Below are 20,231 nucleotides of genomic sequence, written 5' to 3'. Positions count from 1 at the left end.
GGGTGGCGGCTTCTATATTTAGTGTGCCGCCCACTCGATCTTGGAGATATCGACACCGTCTTTGTACATGTCCCACAGTGGCGACAGGACGCGCAGCTTGTTCACGGCTTCGCAGACTTTCTGCGCGGCGTAGTCAACTTGCTCTTCGGTGGTGAAACGGCCGAACGTAAAGCGGATCGAGCTGTGTGCCAGTTCGTCATTGCGGCCCAGGGCGCGCAGCACGTAGGACGGCTCAAGGGAAGCCGAGGTGCAGGCCGAACCGGACGAAACCGCCAGGTCCTTGAGCGCCATGATCAGCGACTCACCTTCGACGTAGTTGAAGCTCAAATTCAGGTTGTGCGGTACACGGGCGGTCATGCTGCCGTTGATGTACAGCTCTTCAAGGTTCTCGACCTGCTTGTAGAAGCGGTCGCTAAGAGCCTTGATACGAATATTTTCGGCAGCCATGTCTTCCTTGGCTACGCGGAAGGCTTCGCCCATGCCCACGATCTGATGGGTCGCCAGGGTGCCCGAACGCATGCCGCGCTCGTGACCGCCACCGTGCATGGTGGCTTCGATACGTACGCGCGGCTTGCGGCTCACGTACAGGGCGCCGATGCCTTTAGGGCCGTAGGTCTTGTGGGCAGAGAACGACATCAGGTCGACTTTCAGCTTCGACAGGTCGATATCGACCTTGCCGGTGGACTGAGCAGCGTCCACATGCAGCAGGATGCCCTTGGAACGGGTCAGCTCGCCGATGGCCGCGATGTCGTTGATGGTGCCGATTTCGTTGTTCACGTGGATCACGGAAACCAGGATGGTGTCTTCACGCAGCGCGGCTTCGATCATGGCCGGGGTGACGATACCGTCGGTGGTCGGCTCAAGGTAAGTCACCTCGAAACCTTCACGCTCCAGTTGGCGCATGGTGTCGAGGACAGCCTTGTGCTCAATCTTGGTGGTGATCAGGTGTTTGCCTTTGGTCGCGTAGAAATGCGCCGCGCCCTTGATTGCCAGGTTGTCGGATTCGGTAGCACCGGAGGTCCAGACGATTTCGCGCGGATCGGCGTTGACCAGGTCAGCGACCTGACGACGAGCGTTTTCCACCGCTTCCTCGGCCTTCCAGCCGAACACGTGGGAACGGGAGGCCGGGTTGCCGAAGTTTCCGTCAACCAGCAGGCATTCGCTCATCTTTTGCGCGACACGCGGATCAACCGGGGTGGTCGCAGAGTAATCAAGGTAAATCGGCAATTTCATGGACTTTCTCCTAAATCAGGCTGGCTGGCGTGCCGTTAGCTCTTCGGCTGTCACTCGACGGCGGACGCTTCAATCTTGTCCAGACGCGGCGCCTTGGTGTTGCAACGGCGCTGGTCCTGACGCTGGGCTACTTCTTGCACCTCACGGCGAGTCACAAGATCAGCCAAGCTGATACCACTCAAAAACTCATGGATCTGCAGGCTCAAGTCACACCACAGGTGGTGAGTCAGGCAGGTGTCACCGGCGTGGCAATCACCCAGGCCCTGGCACTTGGTGGCATCGACGGATTCATTGACCGCGTCGATCACCTGGGCGACCTGGATGCCTTGCATATCGCGGGAAAGCTGATAGCCACCCCCTGGCCCACGCACGCTGGAAACCAGATTGCTGCGGCGCAGCTTGGCGAACAGTTGCTCAAGGTAGGACAGGGAAATGCCTTGACGCTCGGAGATATCGGCCAGGGACACCGGCCCAGTTTGCGCGTGCAAAGCCAAGTCGAGCATGGCAGTCACCGCGTATCGGCCTTTTGTAGTCAGTCTCATGGACAAGTACCAAGGTGTTTCAGAATGGGAGCGAGTATGCGATTCCCGAGTATTTAAGTCAACTATAAGACCTAGTACTTTAGTCAGGATTAGCCGTAAAAAGGGCGCGCGAATCATAGCAGGATGGGGTGGGGAGGAACAGCAGCTTCAGGCCTGAGCAGGGACCGCGAGACCAATGGAGATCAAATGTGGGAGCTGGCTTGCCTGCGATAGCGGTCTGCCAGCTTACTTGTAGGTAGCTGACCCACCGCTATCGCAGGCAAGCCAGCTCCCACAGGGTTATGTATCGGCCTTTGGAACTAACCCGCCTTGGTAGCCGCTTCGTCCTTGATCTCGGCGAAGTCCTCTTCGCGCAATTCAGGCAATTCCTTGGCACAGTAAGGACTGCCCAGGTCTTTCAACGCACCACACATCCCATCCAGCTTGCCGTCCACGGCCTGCAGATGATCGAGCAACTGGCCAATGGCACGCGCAACAGGGTCGGGCATGTCTTCGCTGACGCCGTAGGCATCGAAGCCGATCTTCTCGGCCATGGCCTTGCGCTTGGCTTCCTGCTCGTCACCCACTTCTGGCTTGACGATAATCCGCCCGGGAATGCCGACAACCGTTGCGCCCGGCGGCACAGCCTTGGTCACCACGGCATTGGAGCCCACCTTGGCGCCCGCACCGACCGTGAACGGGCCGAGCACCTTGGCGCCCGCCCCTACCACCACGCCATCACCCAGCGTCGGGTGGCGCTTGCCTTTGTTCCAGCTGGTACCGCCAAGGGTTACGCCCTGATAGAGCGTCACATCGTCGCCAATTTCGGCGGTCTCGCCGATCACGATGCCCATGCCATGGTCGATAAAGAAGCGGCGACCCACTTTGGCACCTGGGTGGATCTCGATCCCGGTCATCCAGCGACCAAAGTTCGACACCAGCCGCGCCAGCCATTTCCAGCCCATGCCCCACAGGGCGCCGGACAGGCGGTGAATCCAGATGGCGTGCATGCCCGGGTAGCAGGTCAGCACTTCAAAGGCGTTGCGCGCCGCCGGGTCCCGGTGGAAAACACTCTGGATATCTTCTCGCAGACGCTCGAACATTTTTAATCCTTCCGCTTTAGAAGCTCGCCACGGGCCGCTTTCTGGGTTTCCGTGAGGATGCCACGCAATATATTCATTTCCGCTCGGCTGACCGAGCTACGCCCGTACAAACGACGCAGGCGCGCCATCAAGTGCCGTGGTTTTTCCGGATCGAGGAATTCGATGGCCACCAGGGTTTGCTCCAGGTGCTCATAGAACCGCTCCAGCTCATCCATGGTGGCCAACTCGCCACTTTTGGTCGAAGCCACTTCGTCCTTTTCCACTTTGCTTGGCTGACCTTCGGCGGCCAGCCAGGCCATACGCACTTCGTACGTCAACACCTGCACCGCTGCCCCGAGGTTCAGCGAGCTGAACTCAGGGTCTGATGGAATGTGCACGTGGTAATGACATCGCTGCAGCTCGTCGTTGGTGAGGCCGGAGTCTTCACGGCCGAACACCAAGGCGATTTCAGCGCCGCCAGCGGCTTCCTCCACCACTTTGGTGCCGCACTCACGCGGGTCCAGCAGCGGCCAAGGGATACGACGATCACGCGCACTGGTACCAAGCACCAGGTTGCAGCCGACCAACGCATCTTCCAAGGTGGCGACAACCTGGGCTTTTTCCAGGATGTCATTGGCGCCGGACGCGCGAGCGTCGGCCTCGTGATGCGGGAACACGCGTGGTTCGACCAGCACCAGGCGCGTCAGCCCCATGTTTTTCATGGCTCGCGCCACCCCACCGATATTGCCGGGATGACTGGTATTGACCAAGACGACACGAATGTTTTGCAGCAAGGGAGGCGCTCTCGGACACGGGAAAGGGGAGCAAATCTTACAGAACCGCCTAAGGTTATGCCATGAAAGCTAACGTCGTCCTTCACCTGAAGAAAGTTTCTGCTAGAATGCTCGGCTTTCTTTAACAACCTTAGGTGACACATCCATGCAGCCCATGCTGAATATCGCGCTGCGCGCCGCCCGCAGCGCCAGTGAATTGATCTTCCGCTCCATCGAGCGCCTGGATACCATCAAGGTCGACGAAAAAGACGCCAAGGATTATGTATCCGAGGTGGATCGCGCCGCCGAACAGAAAATCATCGACGCGCTGCGCAAGGCCTACCCTACCCACGGCATCCTCGGTGAAGAAACCGGCCTGCACAAAGGCAGCGGCGAAGGCGAAGACTACCTGTGGATCATCGACCCACTGGACGGCACCACCAACTTCCTGCGCGGCATCCCACACTTTGCCGTGAGCATCGCGTGCAAATACCGTGGCCGGCTGGAACACGCTGTTGTACTGGACCCGGTTCGCCAGGAAGAATTCACCGCCAGCCGTGGCCGTGGCGCCCAGCTGAATGGTCGTCGCCTGCGCGTAAGCGGCCGCACCAGCCTGGACGGCGCCCTGCTAGGCACCGGCTTCCCATTCCGTGACGACCAGATGGACAACCTGGAAAACTACCTCGGCATGTTCCGCGCCCTGGTTGGCCAGACCGCTGGCATCCGTCGCGCTGGCGCAGCAAGCCTGGACCTGGCCTACGTTGCCGCCGGTCGGTTTGATGCGTTCTGGGAGTCGGGCCTGTCCGAGTGGGACATGGCTGCAGGCGCCCTGCTGATCCAGGAAGCAGGCGGTTTGGTGAGCGACTTCACTGGCGGTCACGACTTCCTTGAAAAAGGCCACGTGGTTGCGGGCAACACCAAATGCTTCAAGGCAGTGCTGACGGCGATCCAGCCGCACCTGCCGGCTTCGCTGAAGCGTTAAGCGAGCGAGCACAAAAAAGCACCCTTCGGGGTGCTTTTTTTATGCCTGGGATTCGGCAACGACACACATCAACTGTGGGAGCGGGCTTGCCCGCGATAGCGACCTGCCAGCCAATTCACTTGTTACTGACTCACCGCAATCGCGGGCAAGCCCGCTCCCACATTTGGATCTACGCCAGGCTTTGGATTACTGCTGGTTCTGACCGAGAATCAGGCGACCTTCCTTATCGACCGGAATCTGGCTACCAGGATCGCGCTCCATACGCACGGAGCCTTCCTTGCCATCCAGGTTGTAACGCACGTCATAACCAACGACTTTGTCGCTGATGTCGTTCACAGTGTTACAACGGGTCTGCGTGGTGGTGTAGGTATCACGGTTCTGCATGCCTTCCTGAACCTTGTTACCGGCATAACCACCACCGACCGCACCGGCTACCGTAGCCAGCTTCTTGCCATTACCGCCACCGACCTGGTTGCCGAGCAGGCCACCGGCCAGCGCACCGACCACGGTGCCGACGATTTGATGCTGATCCTGCACCGGCTTCTGCCGGGTCACAGCGACGTCCTTGCAGACCTCGCGTGGCGTCTTGATCTGGGTTTTCACCGGCTGCACTGCCAGCACTTGCGCATACTCAGGGCCGCTTTTTACCAGGCTATAGGTGGCAAAAGCACCCCCGGCAGTCACACCGACAGCACCCAATACCGCACCCACCAGCAACGACTTGTTCACATGAACCTCCTGACCATCACAAACGGACGGAAACGTCCGCGCTATACCCAGCCTTGGAGCAAAAAAAAAGGCACGAGTTCAATACTCGTGCCTTTCTTGTAACAGCGGATCAACAACTGCCCATCAAGGGCGGTCGTCGACCTCCTTGCCAGTAGCGGCAGGAGGGATCAGGTCTTCGCTGTTGAGGTTCAGCCAGATCAATACCACGTTGGCGATGTAGATCGACGAGTAGGTACCCGCCAGAACGCCGATGAACAGCGCCAGGGAGAAGCCCCACAGGTTGTCGCCACCGAAGATCATCAGCGCAGCAATCGCCAGCAAGGTGGAGATCGACGTCGCCATGGTCCGCAGCAGGGTCTGGGTGGTGGAGATGTTGATGTTCTCGATCAACGACGCCTTGCGCAGTACACGGAAGTTCTCGCGAACCCGGTCGAATACCACGATGGTGTCGTTGAGGGAGTAACCAATGATCGCCAGCACGGCCGCCAGTACGGTCAGGTCGAAGGTGATCTGGAAGTACGCCAGGATACCCACGGTGACGATCACGTCGTGGATCAGCGAGACAATCGCGCCGACGCCGAACTTCCACTGAAAGCGGAACGCCAGGTAGATCATGATGCCGACCAGCGCCATCAGCATGCCGAGGCCGCCCTGGTCGCGCAGTTCTTCACCCACTTGCGGGCCGACGAACTCGACACGCTTGACCGACGCCGGGTTGTCGCCGCCGACCTTCTGCAAGGCCTCGGCTACCTGGTGACCCAGTTGCGGATCTTCGCCTGGCATACGCACCAGCAGGTCGGTGGTTGCACCGAAGCTCTGCACGATGGCTTCGTGATAGCCGGCCTTGACCAGCTCGTTGCGCACCAGGGTAACGTCGGCAGGCTTCTCGTAGGTCAGCTCGATGAGCGTACCGCCGGTGAAGTCCAGACCGTAGTTCAAGCCCTTATGGAACCAGCTGAACAACGCCAGAACGGTAAGGAGCACAGTGACGCCGAACGCAACGTTGCGAACGCCCATGAAGTTGATTGTACGTAACATGGCAGCCCCTTAAATCCACAACTTCTTGAAGTCACGCCCGCCATAAATCAGGTTGACCATTGCGCGGGTCACCATGATGGCCGTGAACATCGAGGTAAAGATACCGAGGGACATGGTTACCGCAAAACCCTTGACCGGGCCGGTACCCATGGCGAAGAGAATCCCGCCGACCAGCAAGGTGGTCAGGTTGGAGTCGAGAATCGCGGTAAATGCCCGGCCGAAGCCTTCGTTGATTGCACGCTGTACGGTCATGCCGTTGGCAATCTCTTCGCGAATCCGCGAGAAGATCAGTACGTTGGCGTCTACGGCCATACCCATGGTGAGTACGATACCGGCGATACCTGGCAAGGTCAGCGTAGCCCCCAGCAGCGACATCAGGGCCAGCAGCATCACCATGTTGCCCGCGAGGGCCACGGTGGCGATGATGCCGAAGAAGCGGTAGATGGCGATGATGAACAGGGACACGAACAGCATGCCCCACAAGGCTGCGTCGATACCTTTGGTGATGTTGTCGGCACCCAGGCTCGGGCCGATGGTGCGTTCTTCAGCGAAGTACATCGGAGCCGCCAGGCCACCAGCACGCAGCAGCAGTGCCAGCTCGGACGACTCGCCCTGGCCGTTCAGGCCAGTGATGCGGAATTGAGCACCCAGCGGCGACTGGATGGTCGCCAGGCTGATGATCTTCTTCTCTTCCTTGAACGACTGCACCGGCACGTCTTTCTCGACGCCGTTGACGATCTGCTTGGTGTAGGTGGTCACCGGGCGCTGCTCGATGAAGATCACCGCCATACTGCGACCGACGTTGCTGCGCGTGGCGCGGCTCATCAGTTCACCGCCGTGGCCATCCAGGCGGATGTTCACTTCAGGGGTACCGTGCTCGCCGAAACCGGCCTTGGCATCGGTCACCTGGTCGCCCGTGATGATCAAGCTGCGCTCGATGAGTGCAGGAGGACGGTTGCCTTCGCGGAACTCGAACTCTTCGGAAGTGGCTTTGGAAGCACCCGGCTCAGCAGCGAGACGGAACTCCAGGTTGGCGGTCTTGCCCAGGATACGCTTGGCTTCAGCGGTGTCCTGCACACCCGGCAGCTCAACCACGATGCGATTGGCACCCTGGCGTTGAACGATCGGCTCAGCCACACCCAGCTCGTTGACGCGGTTACGTACCGTGGTCAAGTTCTGCTTGATCGAGTATTCGCGGATTTCCGCCAGCTTGGCCGGGGTCATCGCCAGACGCAGTACAGGTTGACCATTGAGGTCGGCCGGTACGATGTCGAAATCGGTGAAGTTCTTGCGGATCAGCGCACGAGCCTGTTCGCGGGAAGCTTCATCAGAGAAGCCCAGTTGGATGGCACCGTTGAGCTGCGGCAGGCTGCGATAACGCAGTTTCTCTTTGCGCAGCAGGCTCTTCACGTCGCCTTCGTAGACTTTCAGGCGTGCGTCGAGGGCTTTGTCCATGTCGACTTCCAGCAGGAAGTGCACACCACCGGACAAGTCCAGACCCAGCTTCATCGGGTGCGCGCCAATGCTGCGCAGCCATTTTGGCGTGGTCTGTGCCAGGTTGAGCGCGACAACGTAGTCGTCACCCATGGCCTTGCGCACGACATCTTTGGCCGGCAATTGGTCTTCTTGCTTGGTCAGGCGCAACAAGCCGCCCTTCGCATCAGCCGCCAACGTTGCCGCCTTGACCTGGATACCTGCGTCGGTGAGCGCTTTGCTCGCGCGTTCCAGATCAGCCTGATTGACCTGCAGCGAAGTGCTGGCGCCAGTAATCTGGATCGCCGGGTCATCAGGATAGAGATTGGGAGCGGAATAAATAAAACCGATCGCCAGCACCGCCAGGATCAGTACGTATTTCCACAGAGGGTATTTGTTCAGCATCACGCCGCCCGCTTATGACGCGGGGCGCCTTGCGCGCCCCGTCGATTGGTAAAGGTTGTTACTCAGATCGCTTTCAGCGTGCCTTTTGGCAGCGTGGCGGCGATGGCGCCCTTCTGGAACTTCATTTCTACGGTGTCGGAGACTTCCAGTACCACGAAAGCGTCGGAAACCTTGGTGATCTTGCCGGCGATGCCGCCAGTGGTCACGACTTCGTCACCTTTCTGCAGGCTGCCCAGCAGGTTTTTCTGCTCTTTGGCGCGCTTGGCCTGTGGACGCCAGATCATCAGGTAGAAGATGACCAGGAAGCCGACCAGGAAAATCCACTCGAAACCACCGCCCATAGGACCGGCAGCAGCAGGCGCAGCGGCGTCAGCCATGGCGTTAGAGATAAAAAAGCTCATTTAGCACTCCAGTTGCAAATAGTGAATCTTAGGGTCGGAAAACTCAGTCCAAGGGCGGCACAGGAAGCCCGCGCTTGGCATAGAAGGCATCGACGAAGGCGGCCAATGTACCCTGTTGAATAGCCTCGCGCAAACCAGCCATCAGGACTTGGTAGTGACGCAAATTGTGGATGGTATTCAACATGCTACCCAGCATTTCCCCACACTTGTCCAGATGGTGCAGATAAGCACGGGAGAAGTTCTGGCAGGTGTAGCAATCACAGGTGGGATCCAGCGGCGAATCATCATGGCGATGGAACGCGTTACGGATCTTCAGCACGCCTGTATCGATGAACAGATGCCCATTGCGGGCATTACGGGTTGGCATCACGCAATCGAACATGTCCACACCGCGGCGCACACCCTCTACGAGATCTTCCGGTTTGCCAACGCCCATAAGGTAACGAGGTTTTTCAGCCGGCATCAGGCCTGGCAGATAATCCAGCACCTTGATCATCTCGTGCTTGGGCTCGCCCACCGACAGACCGCCGATGGCCAGGCCGTCAAAACCGATTTTGTCGAGCCCTTCCAGCGAGCGCTTGCGCAGGCTTTCATGCATGCCGCCCTGGACGATGCCGAACAGCGCTGCGGTGTTGTCGCCATGGGCGTTCTTCGAACGCTGGGCCCAACGCAGGGACAATTCCATGGAGATCCGCGCGACGTCTTCATCGGCAGGGTAAGGCGTGCATTCGTCGAAGATCATCACGATGTCGGAACCCAGGTCGCGCTGCACCTGCATCGACTCTTCCGGGCCCATGAACACTTTGGAACCGTCCACCGGCGAGGCGAAGGTCACACCCTCTTCCTTGATCTTGCGCATGGCGCCCAGGCTGAACACCTGGAAACCGCCGGAGTCGGTGAGGATCGGGCCTTGCCACTTCATGAAGTCATGCAGGTCGCCATGCTTCTTGATCACTTCCGTGCCCGGGCGCAGCCACAGGTGGAAGGTGTTGCCGAGGATGATCTCCGCGCCGGTGGCGACGATATCCCGTGGCAGCATGCCCTTGACGGTGCCGTAGGTGCCAACCGGCATGAACGCCGGGGTCTCCACGGTGCCGCGCGGGAAGGTCAGGCGGCCGCGACGGGCTTTGCCGTCAGTGGCGAGCAATTCAAACGACATACGACTCATAGCTGTTCCTCTGGGCCGCGTGGCGCCGGGTTACGGGTGATGAACATCGCATCACCGTAGCTGAAAAAACGGTACTCGTTGGCGATGGCGGCTTGGTAAGCGGCCATGGTTTCCGGGTAACCGGCAAATGCCGAGACCAGCATCAACAGCGTGGATTCGGGCAAATGGAAGTTGGTGACCAGGCAGTCCACCACATGGAATGGACGGCCCGGGAAAATAAAGATGTCGGTATCGCCACTGAACGGCTTGAGCACGCCATCACGTGCCGCACTCTCCAGGGAGCGTACGCTGGTGGTACCTACAGCGACGACGCGTCCGCCACGGGCCTTGCAGGCCTCCACGGCATCGACGACTTCCTGGGTGACTTCCAGCCACTCGCTGTGCATGTGGTGGTCTTCGATGTTATCCACACGCACCGGCTGAAACGTGCCGGCCCCCACGTGCAGGGTGACATAGGCCGTCTCGACGCCCTTGGCGGCGATTGCATCCAGCAGCGGCTGGTCGAAGTGCAGGCCGGCAGTCGGCGCCGCTACTGCACCGAGGCGCTGGGAGTAAACCGTCTGATAGCGCTCGCGGTCCGAGTCTTCGTCCGGACGGTCGATGTAGGGCGGCAGCGGCATATGGCCGACACGCTCCAGCAGCGGCAGGACCTCTTCAGCGAACTTGAGCTCGAACAGCGCGTCATGGCGAGCGACCATCTCGGCCTCACCACCGCCATCGATCAAGATCGAGGAACCTGGTTTCGGCGATTTGCTGGAGCGCACATGGGCCAGCACGCGATGGCTGTCCAGCACGCGCTCCACCAGGATTTCCAGCTTGCCGCCGGAAGCTTTCTGGCCAAACAGCCGCGCCGGAATCACCCGGGTATTGTTGAACACCATCAGATCGCCAGGGCGCAAATGCTCAAGCAAATCAGTGAATTGACGGTGTGCGAGGGCACCGCTGGGCCCGTCCAGGGTCAGCAGTCGACTGGCGCGACGCTCGGCCAAAGGGTGGCGAGCGATCAGCGAATCAGGGAGCTCAAAAGTAAAGTCAGCAACGCGCATGATGGAGTTCGTCTAGCAGGGCCGGGAAGTCTAGCGGAAATAGTGAAAATTGACCATGAAAGGTGATTGACCAACGGTAATCTCATCTCTATACTTCGCCGCCATTGAGCCCTGATGGCGGAATTGGTAGACGCGGCGGATTCAAAATCCGTTTTCGAAAGGAGTGGGAGTTCGAGTCTCCCTCGGGGCACCAACATTTTCCTTGTAAATCAAGGACTTAGAGAAGGGGTAGAAAGAAATTTCTACCCCTTTTTCTATCCAAAAAATCTACCCTTCTCATACCCTTTTCTTGGGAAAAACTGCCTCCCGGCAGTGGTCTTCTTGCTTTGCATTCACGCGAGAGACTGTGCGTTCAAGCCATCCTTTCTGATCCAGACCGTTTGAAGTGCTGCGGCTCTGCAGCAGTGCGTAAAAGGGTCAACCATGGGTTGCATAGATGTGTGGCTCAGGCGAGGATTAGCTTAGGCAAAACGCCACCACGCAAGGAAAGCCACATGCAAGCAAAATCCCTCAAAGCCTTGATTGCTGACCACGGCGTCTCATTCGACGCGAGCACCATCATGAATGCTCTGCTGAAAGCTGGTTACGCGGAAAGCTTTGAGTATGCGAGCACCACCGGCAACGGTGTGATGAAGTCATTCAGGAAATTGACCGATCAAGGTGAAGCCTTCGGCGTCAACAAGGCGTCAATGGGCCACCCCTTTAAGACTGAGGCGAAATTTTTCGGAGAGACTTTCCCTCAAATGCTTGACGTGGTCGTTGAACAATTGCGGAAAGAAGTCGGAGGGCTGTTAGCCAAATGAGGTTAGCACTCGTCTTGGCTGCCGTTCTCCCACTAGGGGTAGCGGCTGCTGCTCCTTCTAACGTCCAAGAGTTCGTAGCAAACGACCCTTGGCACCAATTTAGTGATGGCGTTAACGGCCAGAAGGTATTCACGAAAGGTGTTCTAAGACACGATAAAGGTCGCTATGAGCTTTGGTTTAAAGTCGAATACCCACAACCCAAAAGCTGTGGCGGAAACCTATTTATGAAAAGCCCTATGGACAGGGTCATCTGCGACAACGAAAAAGATGGTGAAATTGAAATTTCGATGAACCTTTACGAGATCAATTGTAATAATGGAACATCTAGGGTTACTGAAAGCATTGATTATGATTTTTCAGGAAAAACGTTAAATCACACGTCCAACAAACGTGCAGAGTGGACAAGGACCATACCCGATACTATCGGTGAAGGACTAAACACCTTTTTTTGTAAGCAGGACTAGGGCCGCTAACACCTATGGCCATGCTATATAACAGGTGAAAAATCCTTCACAGGCTCGTCAAGGAAAATTACATAGCATATTTGTTATAGATACCTAATGGAGCAAATATCTTTTTATCTTTCCAATCAAAAAAGTTATTCCCTCCTGCATATAGACCATCGTCAAACTCTTCAAACGCGACTTTGAAAAGATTATCGCTTTTGTCCCCTAGTGTCATCATGGCTACGATGCATTGTTTTATACCTTCTTCCGCGACTTCCTCGCCGTATAATACGCTGAAAATCAATTCAAGAGCGTTGAGGTCATATTTCTGATTTTTAGACTGAAGAAAAGCGTCATAAAATCCAGAAATATACCCAGCAAGCCATTGGTTAATTTCGTAATCCCCATTATCTCCTTTGTAAAGAAGCGGCGGCGTTTTCACACCAGACTTCTCAATTAAAAAAAATTGGTCCTTAATTAAAGAGTATACAAAAGAAACTCCATCAGTCATTTCAGGTGTTATGGGGTATCTTTTGGGTTCTTTTTCTTGGGTTTTCTTTTTTTTGAAAAAATCAAATAAAGCCATTGATTAATCATCCAGAGTTAAGGTCATCGCGTCATAATTTTGTTAAATAGTATCAGATATGGCTATGCTCTGTGAATGGTTCACACACCCGTCAAGGTCGTTTTTAGCGGCTGAACTTGTTCAAGCGTGATAAATGACCAGATGAACGCGACGTTTCTTCATACAGATTTTCAGATGGTCATTTTCAATTTTGAGAAATTTAAAGAATAAGGTTGAACTCTATTTGATGATTAAGGTTGCACCTTAAATATATTTTCAATTTTCTATTGACAACGAATTTCATTGTTTTTAAGCCAAAAAACGGCTGTCCAAGAAAATGAAAACTCAAAAAACTGACATGAAAACGTGCAAAAAAATCAACGCTCTTTTTTAGGGCACTAACAAAAACACGTTAAAAACGGCGTGTTTTAATTCTAGGTATTACCATACGAATAAGATGGTAAATCGTCTAAAAACAGCCGTTTCATAAGTTTTGATATTTAAAAGTTTTGTTGCTCCAAATGTATTTGGAATTAAATTTTGAGCTTTACGCTTTTGATTTTCATATGCGAACTTTGTTCGCAATACCCAGAAGCTTTTCGCCTGCTAGGGCGGCTTTATGCTTTTTACGCTCTTCTTGGATAACTCTTAAATAAGTGTCGCAAGCTGATTTTACAAGGTTTTCTGACCGTTTTTGATTTTTAAAAAAATCAGCTTTTTTACAGGTTAGAAAGTAAAAATATTTATTTATTTGACAACCATGCACGGCATGGTATTTGTATTAGTAACGAACAATAATAACTTTCATGATATTTATTCCACAACGCATAATCCTTAAAAGTCTTACTCCTGAATTTTTCTTTGCGGAATGTGAAAGGCAGTATTTTTTTGAGCGAGCCATCGAAAAAAAGATGACTTCAAAAGAGTATTTTGAAAATAAGCTAAATAACTCATCAAAAAGAAAATGTTCAAGATTAGCCAAGGAAATAAAAAGCATTAAGGATAAGTTCAACTGGGTTGCCAATTGCGGCGAATATAAATGCTGGAAAATACAAAATAAATACGTTCTTAATGGCGACTTGAACGAAATTGTAAAAAATATCGCGTTTGTTTTCGAGAGAATTCAAGAGCAACTGATAATAAAGCAGAGAAACCTTAAAAACGATGAATTCGGCGAGAGTATTTTTTCACGCATAAAAAATGATTGGGATATTGGTTATGGTATCAAAATAAAGGATATTAAAGGGTCAGCTATAAAAGACAAGCTCATCAATATTGCCGATGAAAGAAAACTTAAATCACAAATAAAAAGAATACAAAAACAAAGAAACGAACTTATGAAGCTGCACTCAGGGTTGATTGGCTCAGGTCGAACATTTGAGATTTGTAGTGATGAAGTTGTTCGCAATAGAGAAGCTGACGAAGCCAGCCAGCTTGATTACATAATGAAGAAATCTCTTGTTAATGAAAACAACAAGAAAATCCCACTATGGAAAGTAGCAAGCACTGAAAAGCAAAGATTTGCTGAGATATTTATCCAAGTCTCATCGCTGGACGCCTATGCCAAACAACTTGACTATAAGCCTCTTTTCATAACTTTTACCGCTCCGGCAAGATTTCATCCAAAGCCGTCGAAAGGCGTTAGTTCTTGGGACGGTTCAACCCCAAAGGATAGCAATGATTACTTGAAAGGCTTATGGAATGCTTTTAGAAAAGACATCCATAGACATAAGATTGAGATGAATGGTTTCTGGGCAGTCGAACCTCACAAAGACCAGTGCTTTCATAAGCACGCTTTAATGTATGTTAATAAGACACATTATGACGAATTAGTAATCTTGATTAACAAGCATTTTAGACACTCGGAAAACGCCGTAAGAATTGAAGAAATTGACGCAAAGAAAAGCAAGGCAACATCATACGTGATGAAGTATCTAACTAAGTCATTCAATTTGGATTTCCAGTTAAAAGGCGGCGTCCTAAATGTAGATAAGTTGGAAATCTCAAATCACAAAAAAGTTAGAGCAGTTCAAGCACTGTGGTCTGTGCGTAGATATGCAATGTTCGGCGTTAAGAATACGCTTTCATTGTGGAGAGAGCTGAAAAGAAAATCATTCTTGAAAGGCAAGAATGACGTTATTGATAAGGCGTTCGCATTTGTGGACAAGAACGATTTCATTGGGTTCTCTATATTTGTAAATGGAAACCTAAAAATAATGAGGCTATACAGCAAAATACAAGTATTTAAGAATGACCTGCTCGGTGATGTTTTCGGAAAAAGACTAATAGGTAAATACATAATTGATTTGAGCACAAAAGAAATGATTGATATAAAAGCAAATTACAAAATTGTTGATACTGCATTGCTTGATGCTGCCGAGCTGCAATAAATAAATACTTATCTATTGATTATTTATAATCGCATGTTATATTGTTATCAAGAACAGGAGATTATGAGCATGCAACTAATAAGGGTAACTAGCAAAAGAAAAGAAATCTTAAAATATACAAAAAAACTAGGCCTTTATGGTTTATATAAAGATGTTAAGAATGCACATGACAAAAGTGTTTGTCATTTGATTTTTGACCCATTAGATTACACATTCAAGGTGCTGGTAGACCAAAGTAGAGTTCCTTACGAATATCAAGACGAATGTATAAGAGACTTATAACAAAGCCAGCTAATGCTGGTTTTTTTTGTGCCTGAATTTTGTCAAGAAAAATATGCATTTATTTGACTTTGCTTTTATTTGTGCTCTAATAAATATATATAAATAAGAAAGGGACACTAATGAAAAAACCAAAAGCAAAAGCAAATCTTAAAGTTTGCACCATCACACTCGACGCTGAAACACATAATCAATTTAGAGAAATTGCCAATACTCACAAATTTCCGTTGTCACGCTTTATAAATGATTGTATGAAAGAATACTTAAATGTAAGCAAAGTTAACGGGTTCAACAAAGATGTAACGCTACAAGTTGGAATTAGAAACTTTCAAATCCAAGACAAATAAAAAGCCCTGATAGGGCTATTTTGTTAACTGTGGTTTTAAGTCAAACGTAACCGCTCTTTTGTTTGCCATCTGTGCTTTAAAAGCTTGTTCAAGCTGTTTTGCTGCCGATGGGTCTCTTTCTTTAATTTCATCAAATAGATTATACAGCTTCTGTCTAAATTCATATTGTCGCTTAACCTCGCCAGTTTTTATGCCATTACGATTGTCTGGAATGTTGTCCATTTCTCTATGCCCCGCAATGTCTCGCGTGCTGCTGCCCGGAAATAAGCTTTTCGTTAGTCTCGATTGCAACCATTCAAATTCTTCAACAATTTCATCATTCGAATATGTTGAATAGTCACCATCGACCTTATGGTTTTCAGGCTCTGGAATCGGCTCCGGTGTCATCGGTGTGTAAAGGTCATCTACGGCAGGCTCTACTGGTGTAGGTGTCTCTGAAGCCTTTGTAGGAGCTTCTGCGACTGGTTTATGGTCGGCTGTCTCAAATTCTCTCATCAACTCATCTATCAAATCGTCATTGGTGGCTGCCACCTTGTGTTGGTCTACCTGCTTTGTTGGTTCTGCTGGCTTCTCTGGTGTGGTTTGAACAGGTGTAGGTATGACGGGTGGAGCAATGACAGGCTCAACTGGCTTAGGTGCTTCTACGGCCACCGTTGGGGCTTCTGGTGCTGGTTGTGGTTTAGGTTCTGGCTTCTTATTCATCGAAGCATATTGCTCTTGAATTTTCTTCAATTCGTCTAAATCTGCTGGGGTAGGTTTGTAACCTTCAAGCTTGAAACCTTTCGCCTCCAATCCCATTAATTGAAATTCAAGCCATATATTTTTCTTAAAGAAATCAGGGCCATTCACTGTGAATGATTGTGGTGGTTTGGCGTCAGCAACAAGCCTTTGAATGCCAGCCTTTGCTGACTGTCTTGATAAATCATGGAATGAAACTTTTGACGGGTCTTTGTAATATTCGAATGATTTCTTGCTGCTGGCTGAATTATAGAAATATTCAACCTTGTCACTATGCTGAATAAACTTGAACTTGGTGGCAAGCACTGAGTTCGGTTTAATCTTTTTCATGTAGTCGGGTTCTGCTTCATTGGAAGCAATAGAACAGTCTTCGTATTTTTTAACGTTGTGCTTACTTTTCAAAGTCTGCTCAAAGCTAGTGTCTTCACCGAGTTTTGCTTTAAGTGCTTTGTAAGATAGGGCAAGCTCGGACGCTTTGAATATTTGGTCTTCATATTGAATAGAGAAGGATGATTTGCCATTGTGAATGACATTAAAACCATTTGCAGTTATCTGATTGATAAAGTCGGAAGGGCTTGAAGAACTAACAAGGTAAACGTTTAAAGCGTCTTTCATCTGCTGCTTGTTGGAAGTTATGCCTCGAACATCAAGCATTCTTTCATTGGATGACGGATGCTTGTCTTTATATTTTTTGCTGATGATGTCCTTCTTATCTTTTGGTGATAAGTCTTTTCTTTTATCAAGTGCGTCCATGTCTCTTGATATTCGGTTCTCTGGAATAATTAGATTGTATTTCTGTTCAAGCTTTTCGCATTCTCTTTCAATCACTCGGTAGTCATTGCTAACGTTATAACACTTACCATTGAAGTCTTTCAAACCCCAAACAATATGAACGTGAACCTCATCTGTATCAATATGAACACCCAACGCATACTTTCTATTTGAAAGGTTATGCGTCTTTTCATAGAGTTCTTTTACTATCTGCTTCGCTTGTTCAGGAGTAACGTTATCATTGGTATGAAAGCTGACCATATCGTGCTGGCTTCTAACTGACTGCTTTCTGCCTTTGGTTCTAACAGCGACATCACTTTCGATGGATGTTGCAATGGCATTAGCAATTTGTCTTTTGGATGAGTTCATAGGTGTGTAAATGTTGCTTTCGAACAATACACATCCTTCATCTTTGTGAAAGTATTTAGAAGCCTTATATACTCCTGACCTGCTTTTCTGGGTGCTCAATCTTTTCCTAATCATATATCGCCTTTGATTGTTATTTTCTCCTTTTTCAAACTTTCAAGCCTATTTGTCAATACGCCCATGTTCTTATCTAATTTGCTCAGAACATCTAAAACGTCTTGGTTTGGTTGCTTCCCTGAATTCAACGCTGCTGCTATTTGATTAAGGTTATTGCCAATCTGACTGAATATTTTTTCAATGGTGACTATATCCTCTCTTAACTTTGGGCTGCTTACTTCTATGATTTCATTTACTCCATTATTTATAACGTGGGAAATGAATTTCACCTGAGTCATTTTTAATGTAGCTCTCTGCTTTTCGAGCAGTAAAATATCTTCCTGTGGAAGTCTAAAATTCAACTGATTACTTTTTCTAACTTTGTCATTCATACAATCCTCCATATTGATTGCTATACATTTTTCAAACGTAGTGCGAAAAATCGAGCGTAAATGTAAGCAACGAACGAAGTGAGGTGCTATACATTTACATTGCTCGCATATAAAGAATTCAAACTACTAATATCAAGCTAACATATATTAAAATGTTTTCAAGTTGTATAGCTTTCAATAAGCCAGATAACAAAAAATGAAAGCGTATAGCAACGTATAGCAATGTATAGCAGGCATTAAAAAGGCCACCTTAAACGGCAGCCTTATAATTGACAGCAACAATGAAAAACTAGACTGAGAATTTATATTGTAGGTATTTAACAGCATCCATTTTTGATGCAGGGGTTGGGCCTTCGGAATATCTATCGAACGTCATTCGTAACAATCCATCAGCTTTGTGACCAACCAAAGAAATAATGACAAGGTTCTTAACGTCAGCACGCTCTAATGTAGTGATTACAGTTTTCCGGATGCTATGGAAAACACATTTCTTATCAAAACCTAAATCCGTTTTGAAGATTGAAAACTGATTACCTAAACCTTTCGATTTAGTTTCATACTTCCCGCCTTTGCTTGTCTTCAACAAATATCCATCATCCGATGAACTGACAAGCCGTTTCACTGTTTTCATGAGAACCGGATGGATTGGCACAAAACGAACGGATGCTTGTGTTTTACCTTCGGTAATATGAAAACAATCAACACCATCCTCTTTAACAACTGACGATGTTTTCAAACGACAAATTTCTTCAATCCGTGCTCCCGTGTAGGCCGCTATCTCAATCAAATCTGCTAATTGACGCTTTCCTTTTTCAACTGCCTTACTATGTAGGGTATCAACCTCGTCCGCCGTAAATGCTCGTCTTTCGTCCTCTTTAAGCGTTCCACGTCTGACCTGACTCAACTCATGACTTTTAAAAGGATTGATTGGGTAACGTTCTTTGAATGGTGGTTCTTTTTTAATCAAGAAATTATAGAAGGCATTAAACGAAAACAAATATTGTTTCTTTGTCTTCGGTTCGAGATTTTTTGAAATCAAGAATGAAGCAACTGCTTCATAATCCAAAAGAAGGTTTTCGGACTTTAAAAACGCATCAAGTGCTTTAATTCTCTTAATATGCCTATCCACGGTATTCAAATCAACTTTCCGTTGATTTAATTCATAGTTATAGAAAGCATCAAGGCGACTTTTAAAAAATGGAGTTTTGGGTGAGTAGTCTGAGCGACCTGCCGCTATATCAATCGCCTCATTAACAAGGTCGATACTCAGCTTTTTGTCATGTGCATACTGGATGACTTCAAAACCCATTTTTGTTTCATTGGTGGCGGGTTTTCCTTGAACTTTATCAAGAATTATTGCCCGTTGATGCTTTTCAACTATTTGAAGAACATCATCACGGAAATTACCGATTTCACCGTTACGGGCTTTTTCAATTTCGGCTTTCCATTGATGTAACCATCTTAATTTAAGAACGTGGGCTTCCGAGCGGTTGCCGGTTTTGAGACTTTTAGTCAGAACCTTACGCCCGGCGAAGGCTTCCCGTGCAGCCTCTGGAACGTCAAGACGGACGTGGTAGGTGCCAGATTTCAAGACTAAAAAATCGGTCATAGCAGCAGCCCTTGGCTAGTCATTTCTACCCAAAATTCTATCCAAAATTTCTACCCAAAGCCACTGAAAGCCTTTAAACTCGCGGCATTGCTGGGTCTTATGATGTTTTTGAGGGAGTTCGAGTCTCCCTCGGGGCACCATCTTAAAAAAAGACCTTGAAATTCAAGGTCTTTTTTTTCGTCTGTAGAAAAGTGCGAAACTCACGCCGCCTTCCTTTGCCTGGCGATCTATCGCGCCGAGCCCTCCCCAGAAGCTCCCTGGCACGCTAGGGCAGCACGACCCTCCCCCCTACCGTTCATCGCCACTCACGACCCTCTGAAGGCCTGCTGGAGAGCATTACGGCAACCGGACAGATCGGCTTCAGCAGTGACCGAAACGCACTCAAAAACCATGAACTTGCCCGCGACTGAAGACGTCGATGAAACGACCAACCAGCCCTCCTGGGCTTTTTTCGCGCCCAAAACAAAACCCCATCTGCTTTCGCAAATGGGGTTTCGGAATTTAATCTTGACGATGACCTACTCTCACATGGGGAAACCCCACACTACCATCGGCGATGCATCGTTTCACTGCTGAGT

Annotated in this window: 19 protein-coding genes and 1 tRNA gene; 6 read left to right on the top strand and 14 right to left on the bottom strand. The window is 50.1% G+C overall.

The features are described from left to right. Positions 1–18 precede the first annotated feature (18 nt). The 4 genes from J1G37_RS06050 to trmJ all read right to left on the bottom strand — a co-directional run bounded on the left by J1G37_RS06050 (position 19) and on the right by trmJ (position 3,630). Positions 19–1,233: an IscS subfamily cysteine desulfurase gene (locus J1G37_RS06050; RefSeq protein ID WP_017736827.1), complete on the bottom strand. Its 1,215-nt coding sequence runs from the start codon at positions 1,231–1,233 to the stop codon at positions 19–21. Positions 1,234–1,283: 50 nt separating this feature from the next. Continuing rightward, positions 1,284–1,775, bottom strand: a complete 492-nt coding sequence (iscR, locus tag J1G37_RS06045) for a Fe-S cluster assembly transcriptional regulator IscR (protein WP_003194020.1) — start codon at positions 1,773–1,775, stop codon at positions 1,284–1,286. A gap of 299 nt (positions 1,776–2,074) precedes the next feature. Then, positions 2,075–2,857, bottom strand: coding sequence for a serine O-acetyltransferase (cysE, locus tag J1G37_RS06040; protein WP_207040541.1), 783 nt, complete (start codon positions 2,855–2,857; stop codon positions 2,075–2,077). A 2-nt stretch (positions 2,858–2,859) separates the two neighbouring features. Further along, on the bottom strand, positions 2,860–3,630 hold the full coding sequence (gene trmJ, locus J1G37_RS06035) for a tRNA (cytosine(32)/uridine(32)-2'-O)-methyltransferase TrmJ (RefSeq protein WP_026136796.1): 771 nt from the start codon (positions 3,628–3,630) through the stop codon (positions 2,860–2,862). Positions 3,631–3,775: 145 nt separating this feature from the next. On the opposite strand from trmJ, the gene suhB reads away from it, so the two are divergent. Beyond that, positions 3,776–4,591 carry an inositol-phosphate phosphatase gene (gene suhB, locus J1G37_RS06030; RefSeq protein ID WP_003175971.1) on the top strand — a complete coding sequence of 272 codons (816 nt, stop codon included), beginning with the start codon at positions 3,776–3,778 and terminating at the stop codon, positions 4,589–4,591. Positions 4,592–4,777: 186 nt separating this feature from the next. Here the strand turns inward: suhB and J1G37_RS06025 are convergent, their stop codons facing one another. The 6 genes from J1G37_RS06025 to queA form a co-directional block, all read right to left on the bottom strand. After that, on the bottom strand, positions 4,778–5,320 hold the full coding sequence (locus tag J1G37_RS06025; protein ID WP_017736830.1) for a glycine zipper 2TM domain-containing protein: 543 nt from the start codon (positions 5,318–5,320) through the stop codon (positions 4,778–4,780). A gap of 123 nt (positions 5,321–5,443) precedes the next feature. Continuing rightward, positions 5,444–6,358, bottom strand: a complete 915-nt coding sequence (secF, locus tag J1G37_RS06020; RefSeq protein ID WP_120449815.1) for a protein translocase subunit SecF — start codon at positions 6,356–6,358, stop codon at positions 5,444–5,446. Positions 6,359–6,367: 9 nt separating this feature from the next. After that, complete coding sequence (gene secD, locus J1G37_RS06015; protein WP_207040540.1) at positions 6,368–8,236, bottom strand: protein translocase subunit SecD; 1,869 nt, start codon at positions 8,234–8,236, stop codon at positions 6,368–6,370. Between the two features lie 62 nt (positions 8,237–8,298). After that, positions 8,299–8,637 carry a preprotein translocase subunit YajC gene (gene yajC / locus J1G37_RS06010; protein ID WP_003175975.1) on the bottom strand — a complete coding sequence of 113 codons (339 nt, stop codon included), beginning with the start codon at positions 8,635–8,637 and terminating at the stop codon, positions 8,299–8,301. Positions 8,638–8,680: 43 nt separating this feature from the next. Beyond that, positions 8,681–9,796, bottom strand: coding sequence for a tRNA guanosine(34) transglycosylase Tgt (gene tgt, locus J1G37_RS06005; protein ID WP_162303237.1), 1,116 nt, complete (start codon positions 9,794–9,796; stop codon positions 8,681–8,683). Positions 9,797–9,801: 5 nt separating this feature from the next. Then, the gene (queA, locus tag J1G37_RS06000; protein ID WP_207040539.1) at positions 9,802–10,851 is read right to left on the bottom strand and encodes a tRNA preQ1(34) S-adenosylmethionine ribosyltransferase-isomerase QueA; all 1,050 of its coding nucleotides are present in this window, start codon (positions 10,849–10,851) and stop codon (positions 9,802–9,804) included. Positions 10,852–10,959: 108 nt separating this feature from the next. On the opposite strand from queA, the gene J1G37_RS05995 reads away from it, so the two are divergent. The 3 genes from J1G37_RS05995 (at position 10,960) to J1G37_RS05985 (ending at position 12,118) form a co-directional block, all read left to right on the top strand. Beyond that, positions 10,960–11,044, top strand: a tRNA-Leu gene (locus tag J1G37_RS05995). A 301-nt stretch (positions 11,045–11,345) separates the two neighbouring features. Beyond that, complete coding sequence (locus J1G37_RS05990; RefSeq protein ID WP_130207432.1) at positions 11,346–11,654, top strand: hypothetical protein; 309 nt, start codon at positions 11,346–11,348, stop codon at positions 11,652–11,654. Positions 11,655–11,668: 14 nt separating this feature from the next. Next, on the top strand, positions 11,669–12,118 hold the full coding sequence (locus tag J1G37_RS05985) for a surface-adhesin E family protein (RefSeq protein ID WP_130207430.1): 450 nt from the start codon (positions 11,669–11,671) through the stop codon (positions 12,116–12,118). A gap of 67 nt (positions 12,119–12,185) precedes the next feature. On the opposite strand, the gene J1G37_RS05980 is transcribed toward J1G37_RS05985, so the two are convergent. Further along, positions 12,186–12,686: a hypothetical protein gene (locus tag J1G37_RS05980; protein WP_207040538.1), complete on the bottom strand. Its 501-nt coding sequence runs from the start codon at positions 12,684–12,686 to the stop codon at positions 12,186–12,188. Between the two features lie 785 nt (positions 12,687–13,471). Here J1G37_RS05980 and J1G37_RS05975 point away from each other — a divergent pair. Together J1G37_RS05975 and J1G37_RS05970 are read left to right on the top strand one after the other, a co-directional pair. Continuing rightward, on the top strand, positions 13,472–15,055 hold the full coding sequence (locus J1G37_RS05975; protein ID WP_207040537.1) for a replication endonuclease: 1,584 nt from the start codon (positions 13,472–13,474) through the stop codon (positions 15,053–15,055). A 401-nt stretch (positions 15,056–15,456) separates the two neighbouring features. Next, positions 15,457–15,681: a hypothetical protein gene (locus tag J1G37_RS05970; RefSeq protein ID WP_143129380.1), complete on the top strand. Its 225-nt coding sequence runs from the start codon at positions 15,457–15,459 to the stop codon at positions 15,679–15,681. 15 nt (positions 15,682–15,696) lie between these two features. Here J1G37_RS05970 and J1G37_RS05965 read toward each other — a convergent pair whose 3' ends face one another. From J1G37_RS05965 to J1G37_RS05955, 3 genes are all read right to left on the bottom strand, one after another. Beyond that, a complete protein-coding gene (locus J1G37_RS05965) occupies positions 15,697–17,586 on the bottom strand; it encodes a relaxase/mobilization nuclease domain-containing protein (RefSeq protein ID WP_207040536.1) in 1,890 nt (629 codons plus the stop codon). 83 nt (positions 17,587–17,669) lie between these two features. Continuing rightward, entirely contained in the window at positions 17,670–18,044 is a 375-nt protein-coding gene (mobC, locus tag J1G37_RS05960; RefSeq protein WP_207040535.1) for a plasmid mobilization relaxosome protein MobC, read from the bottom strand. Between the two features lie 289 nt (positions 18,045–18,333). Then, complete coding sequence (locus J1G37_RS05955) at positions 18,334–19,653, bottom strand: tyrosine-type recombinase/integrase (protein WP_169907662.1); 1,320 nt, start codon at positions 19,651–19,653, stop codon at positions 18,334–18,336. Positions 19,654–20,231 lie beyond the last annotated feature (578 nt).

Source organism: Pseudomonas sp. Marseille-Q1929, from assembly GCF_017316265.1.
Lineage (GTDB): Bacteria > Pseudomonadota > Gammaproteobacteria > Pseudomonadales > Pseudomonadaceae > Aquipseudomonas.
The sequence above is the reverse complement of the archived record's forward strand: the minus strand, read 5'-3'. Positions and strand labels throughout refer to the sequence as shown.

Coding starts and splice junctions, on each gene's coding strand:
- J1G37_RS06050 (WP_017736827.1), bottom strand. CDS start 1,233: ATGAAATTGCCGATTTACCTTGATTACTCTGCGACCACCCCGGTTGAT.
- mobC (WP_207040535.1), bottom strand. CDS start 18,044: ATGAATGACAAAGTTAGAAAAAGTAATCAGTTGAATTTTAGACTTCCA.
- J1G37_RS05980 (WP_207040538.1), bottom strand. CDS start 12,686: ATGGCTTTATTTGATTTTTTCAAAAAAAAGAAAACCCAAGAAAAAGAA.
- cysE (WP_207040541.1), bottom strand. CDS start 2,857: ATGTTCGAGCGTCTGCGAGAAGATATCCAGAGTGTTTTCCACCGGGAC.
- iscR (WP_003194020.1), bottom strand. CDS start 1,775: ATGAGACTGACTACAAAAGGCCGATACGCGGTGACTGCCATGCTCGAC.
- tgt (WP_162303237.1), bottom strand. CDS start 9,796: ATGTCGTTTGAATTGCTCGCCACTGACGGCAAAGCCCGTCGCGGCCGC.
- suhB (WP_003175971.1), top strand. CDS start 3,776: ATGCAGCCCATGCTGAATATCGCGCTGCGCGCCGCCCGCAGCGCCAGT.
- secD (WP_207040540.1), bottom strand. CDS start 8,236: ATGCTGAACAAATACCCTCTGTGGAAATACGTACTGATCCTGGCGGTG.
- J1G37_RS05975 (WP_207040537.1), top strand. CDS start 13,472: ATGATATTTATTCCACAACGCATAATCCTTAAAAGTCTTACTCCTGAA.
- J1G37_RS05970 (WP_143129380.1), top strand. CDS start 15,457: ATGAAAAAACCAAAAGCAAAAGCAAATCTTAAAGTTTGCACCATCACA.
- queA (WP_207040539.1), bottom strand. CDS start 10,851: ATGCGCGTTGCTGACTTTACTTTTGAGCTCCCTGATTCGCTGATCGCT.
- secF (WP_120449815.1), bottom strand. CDS start 6,358: ATGTTACGTACAATCAACTTCATGGGCGTTCGCAACGTTGCGTTCGGC.
- J1G37_RS05990 (WP_130207432.1), top strand. CDS start 11,346: ATGCAAGCAAAATCCCTCAAAGCCTTGATTGCTGACCACGGCGTCTCA.
- yajC (WP_003175975.1), bottom strand. CDS start 8,637: ATGAGCTTTTTTATCTCTAACGCCATGGCTGACGCCGCTGCGCCTGCT.
- J1G37_RS05955 (WP_169907662.1), bottom strand. CDS start 19,653: ATGACCGATTTTTTAGTCTTGAAATCTGGCACCTACCACGTCCGTCTT.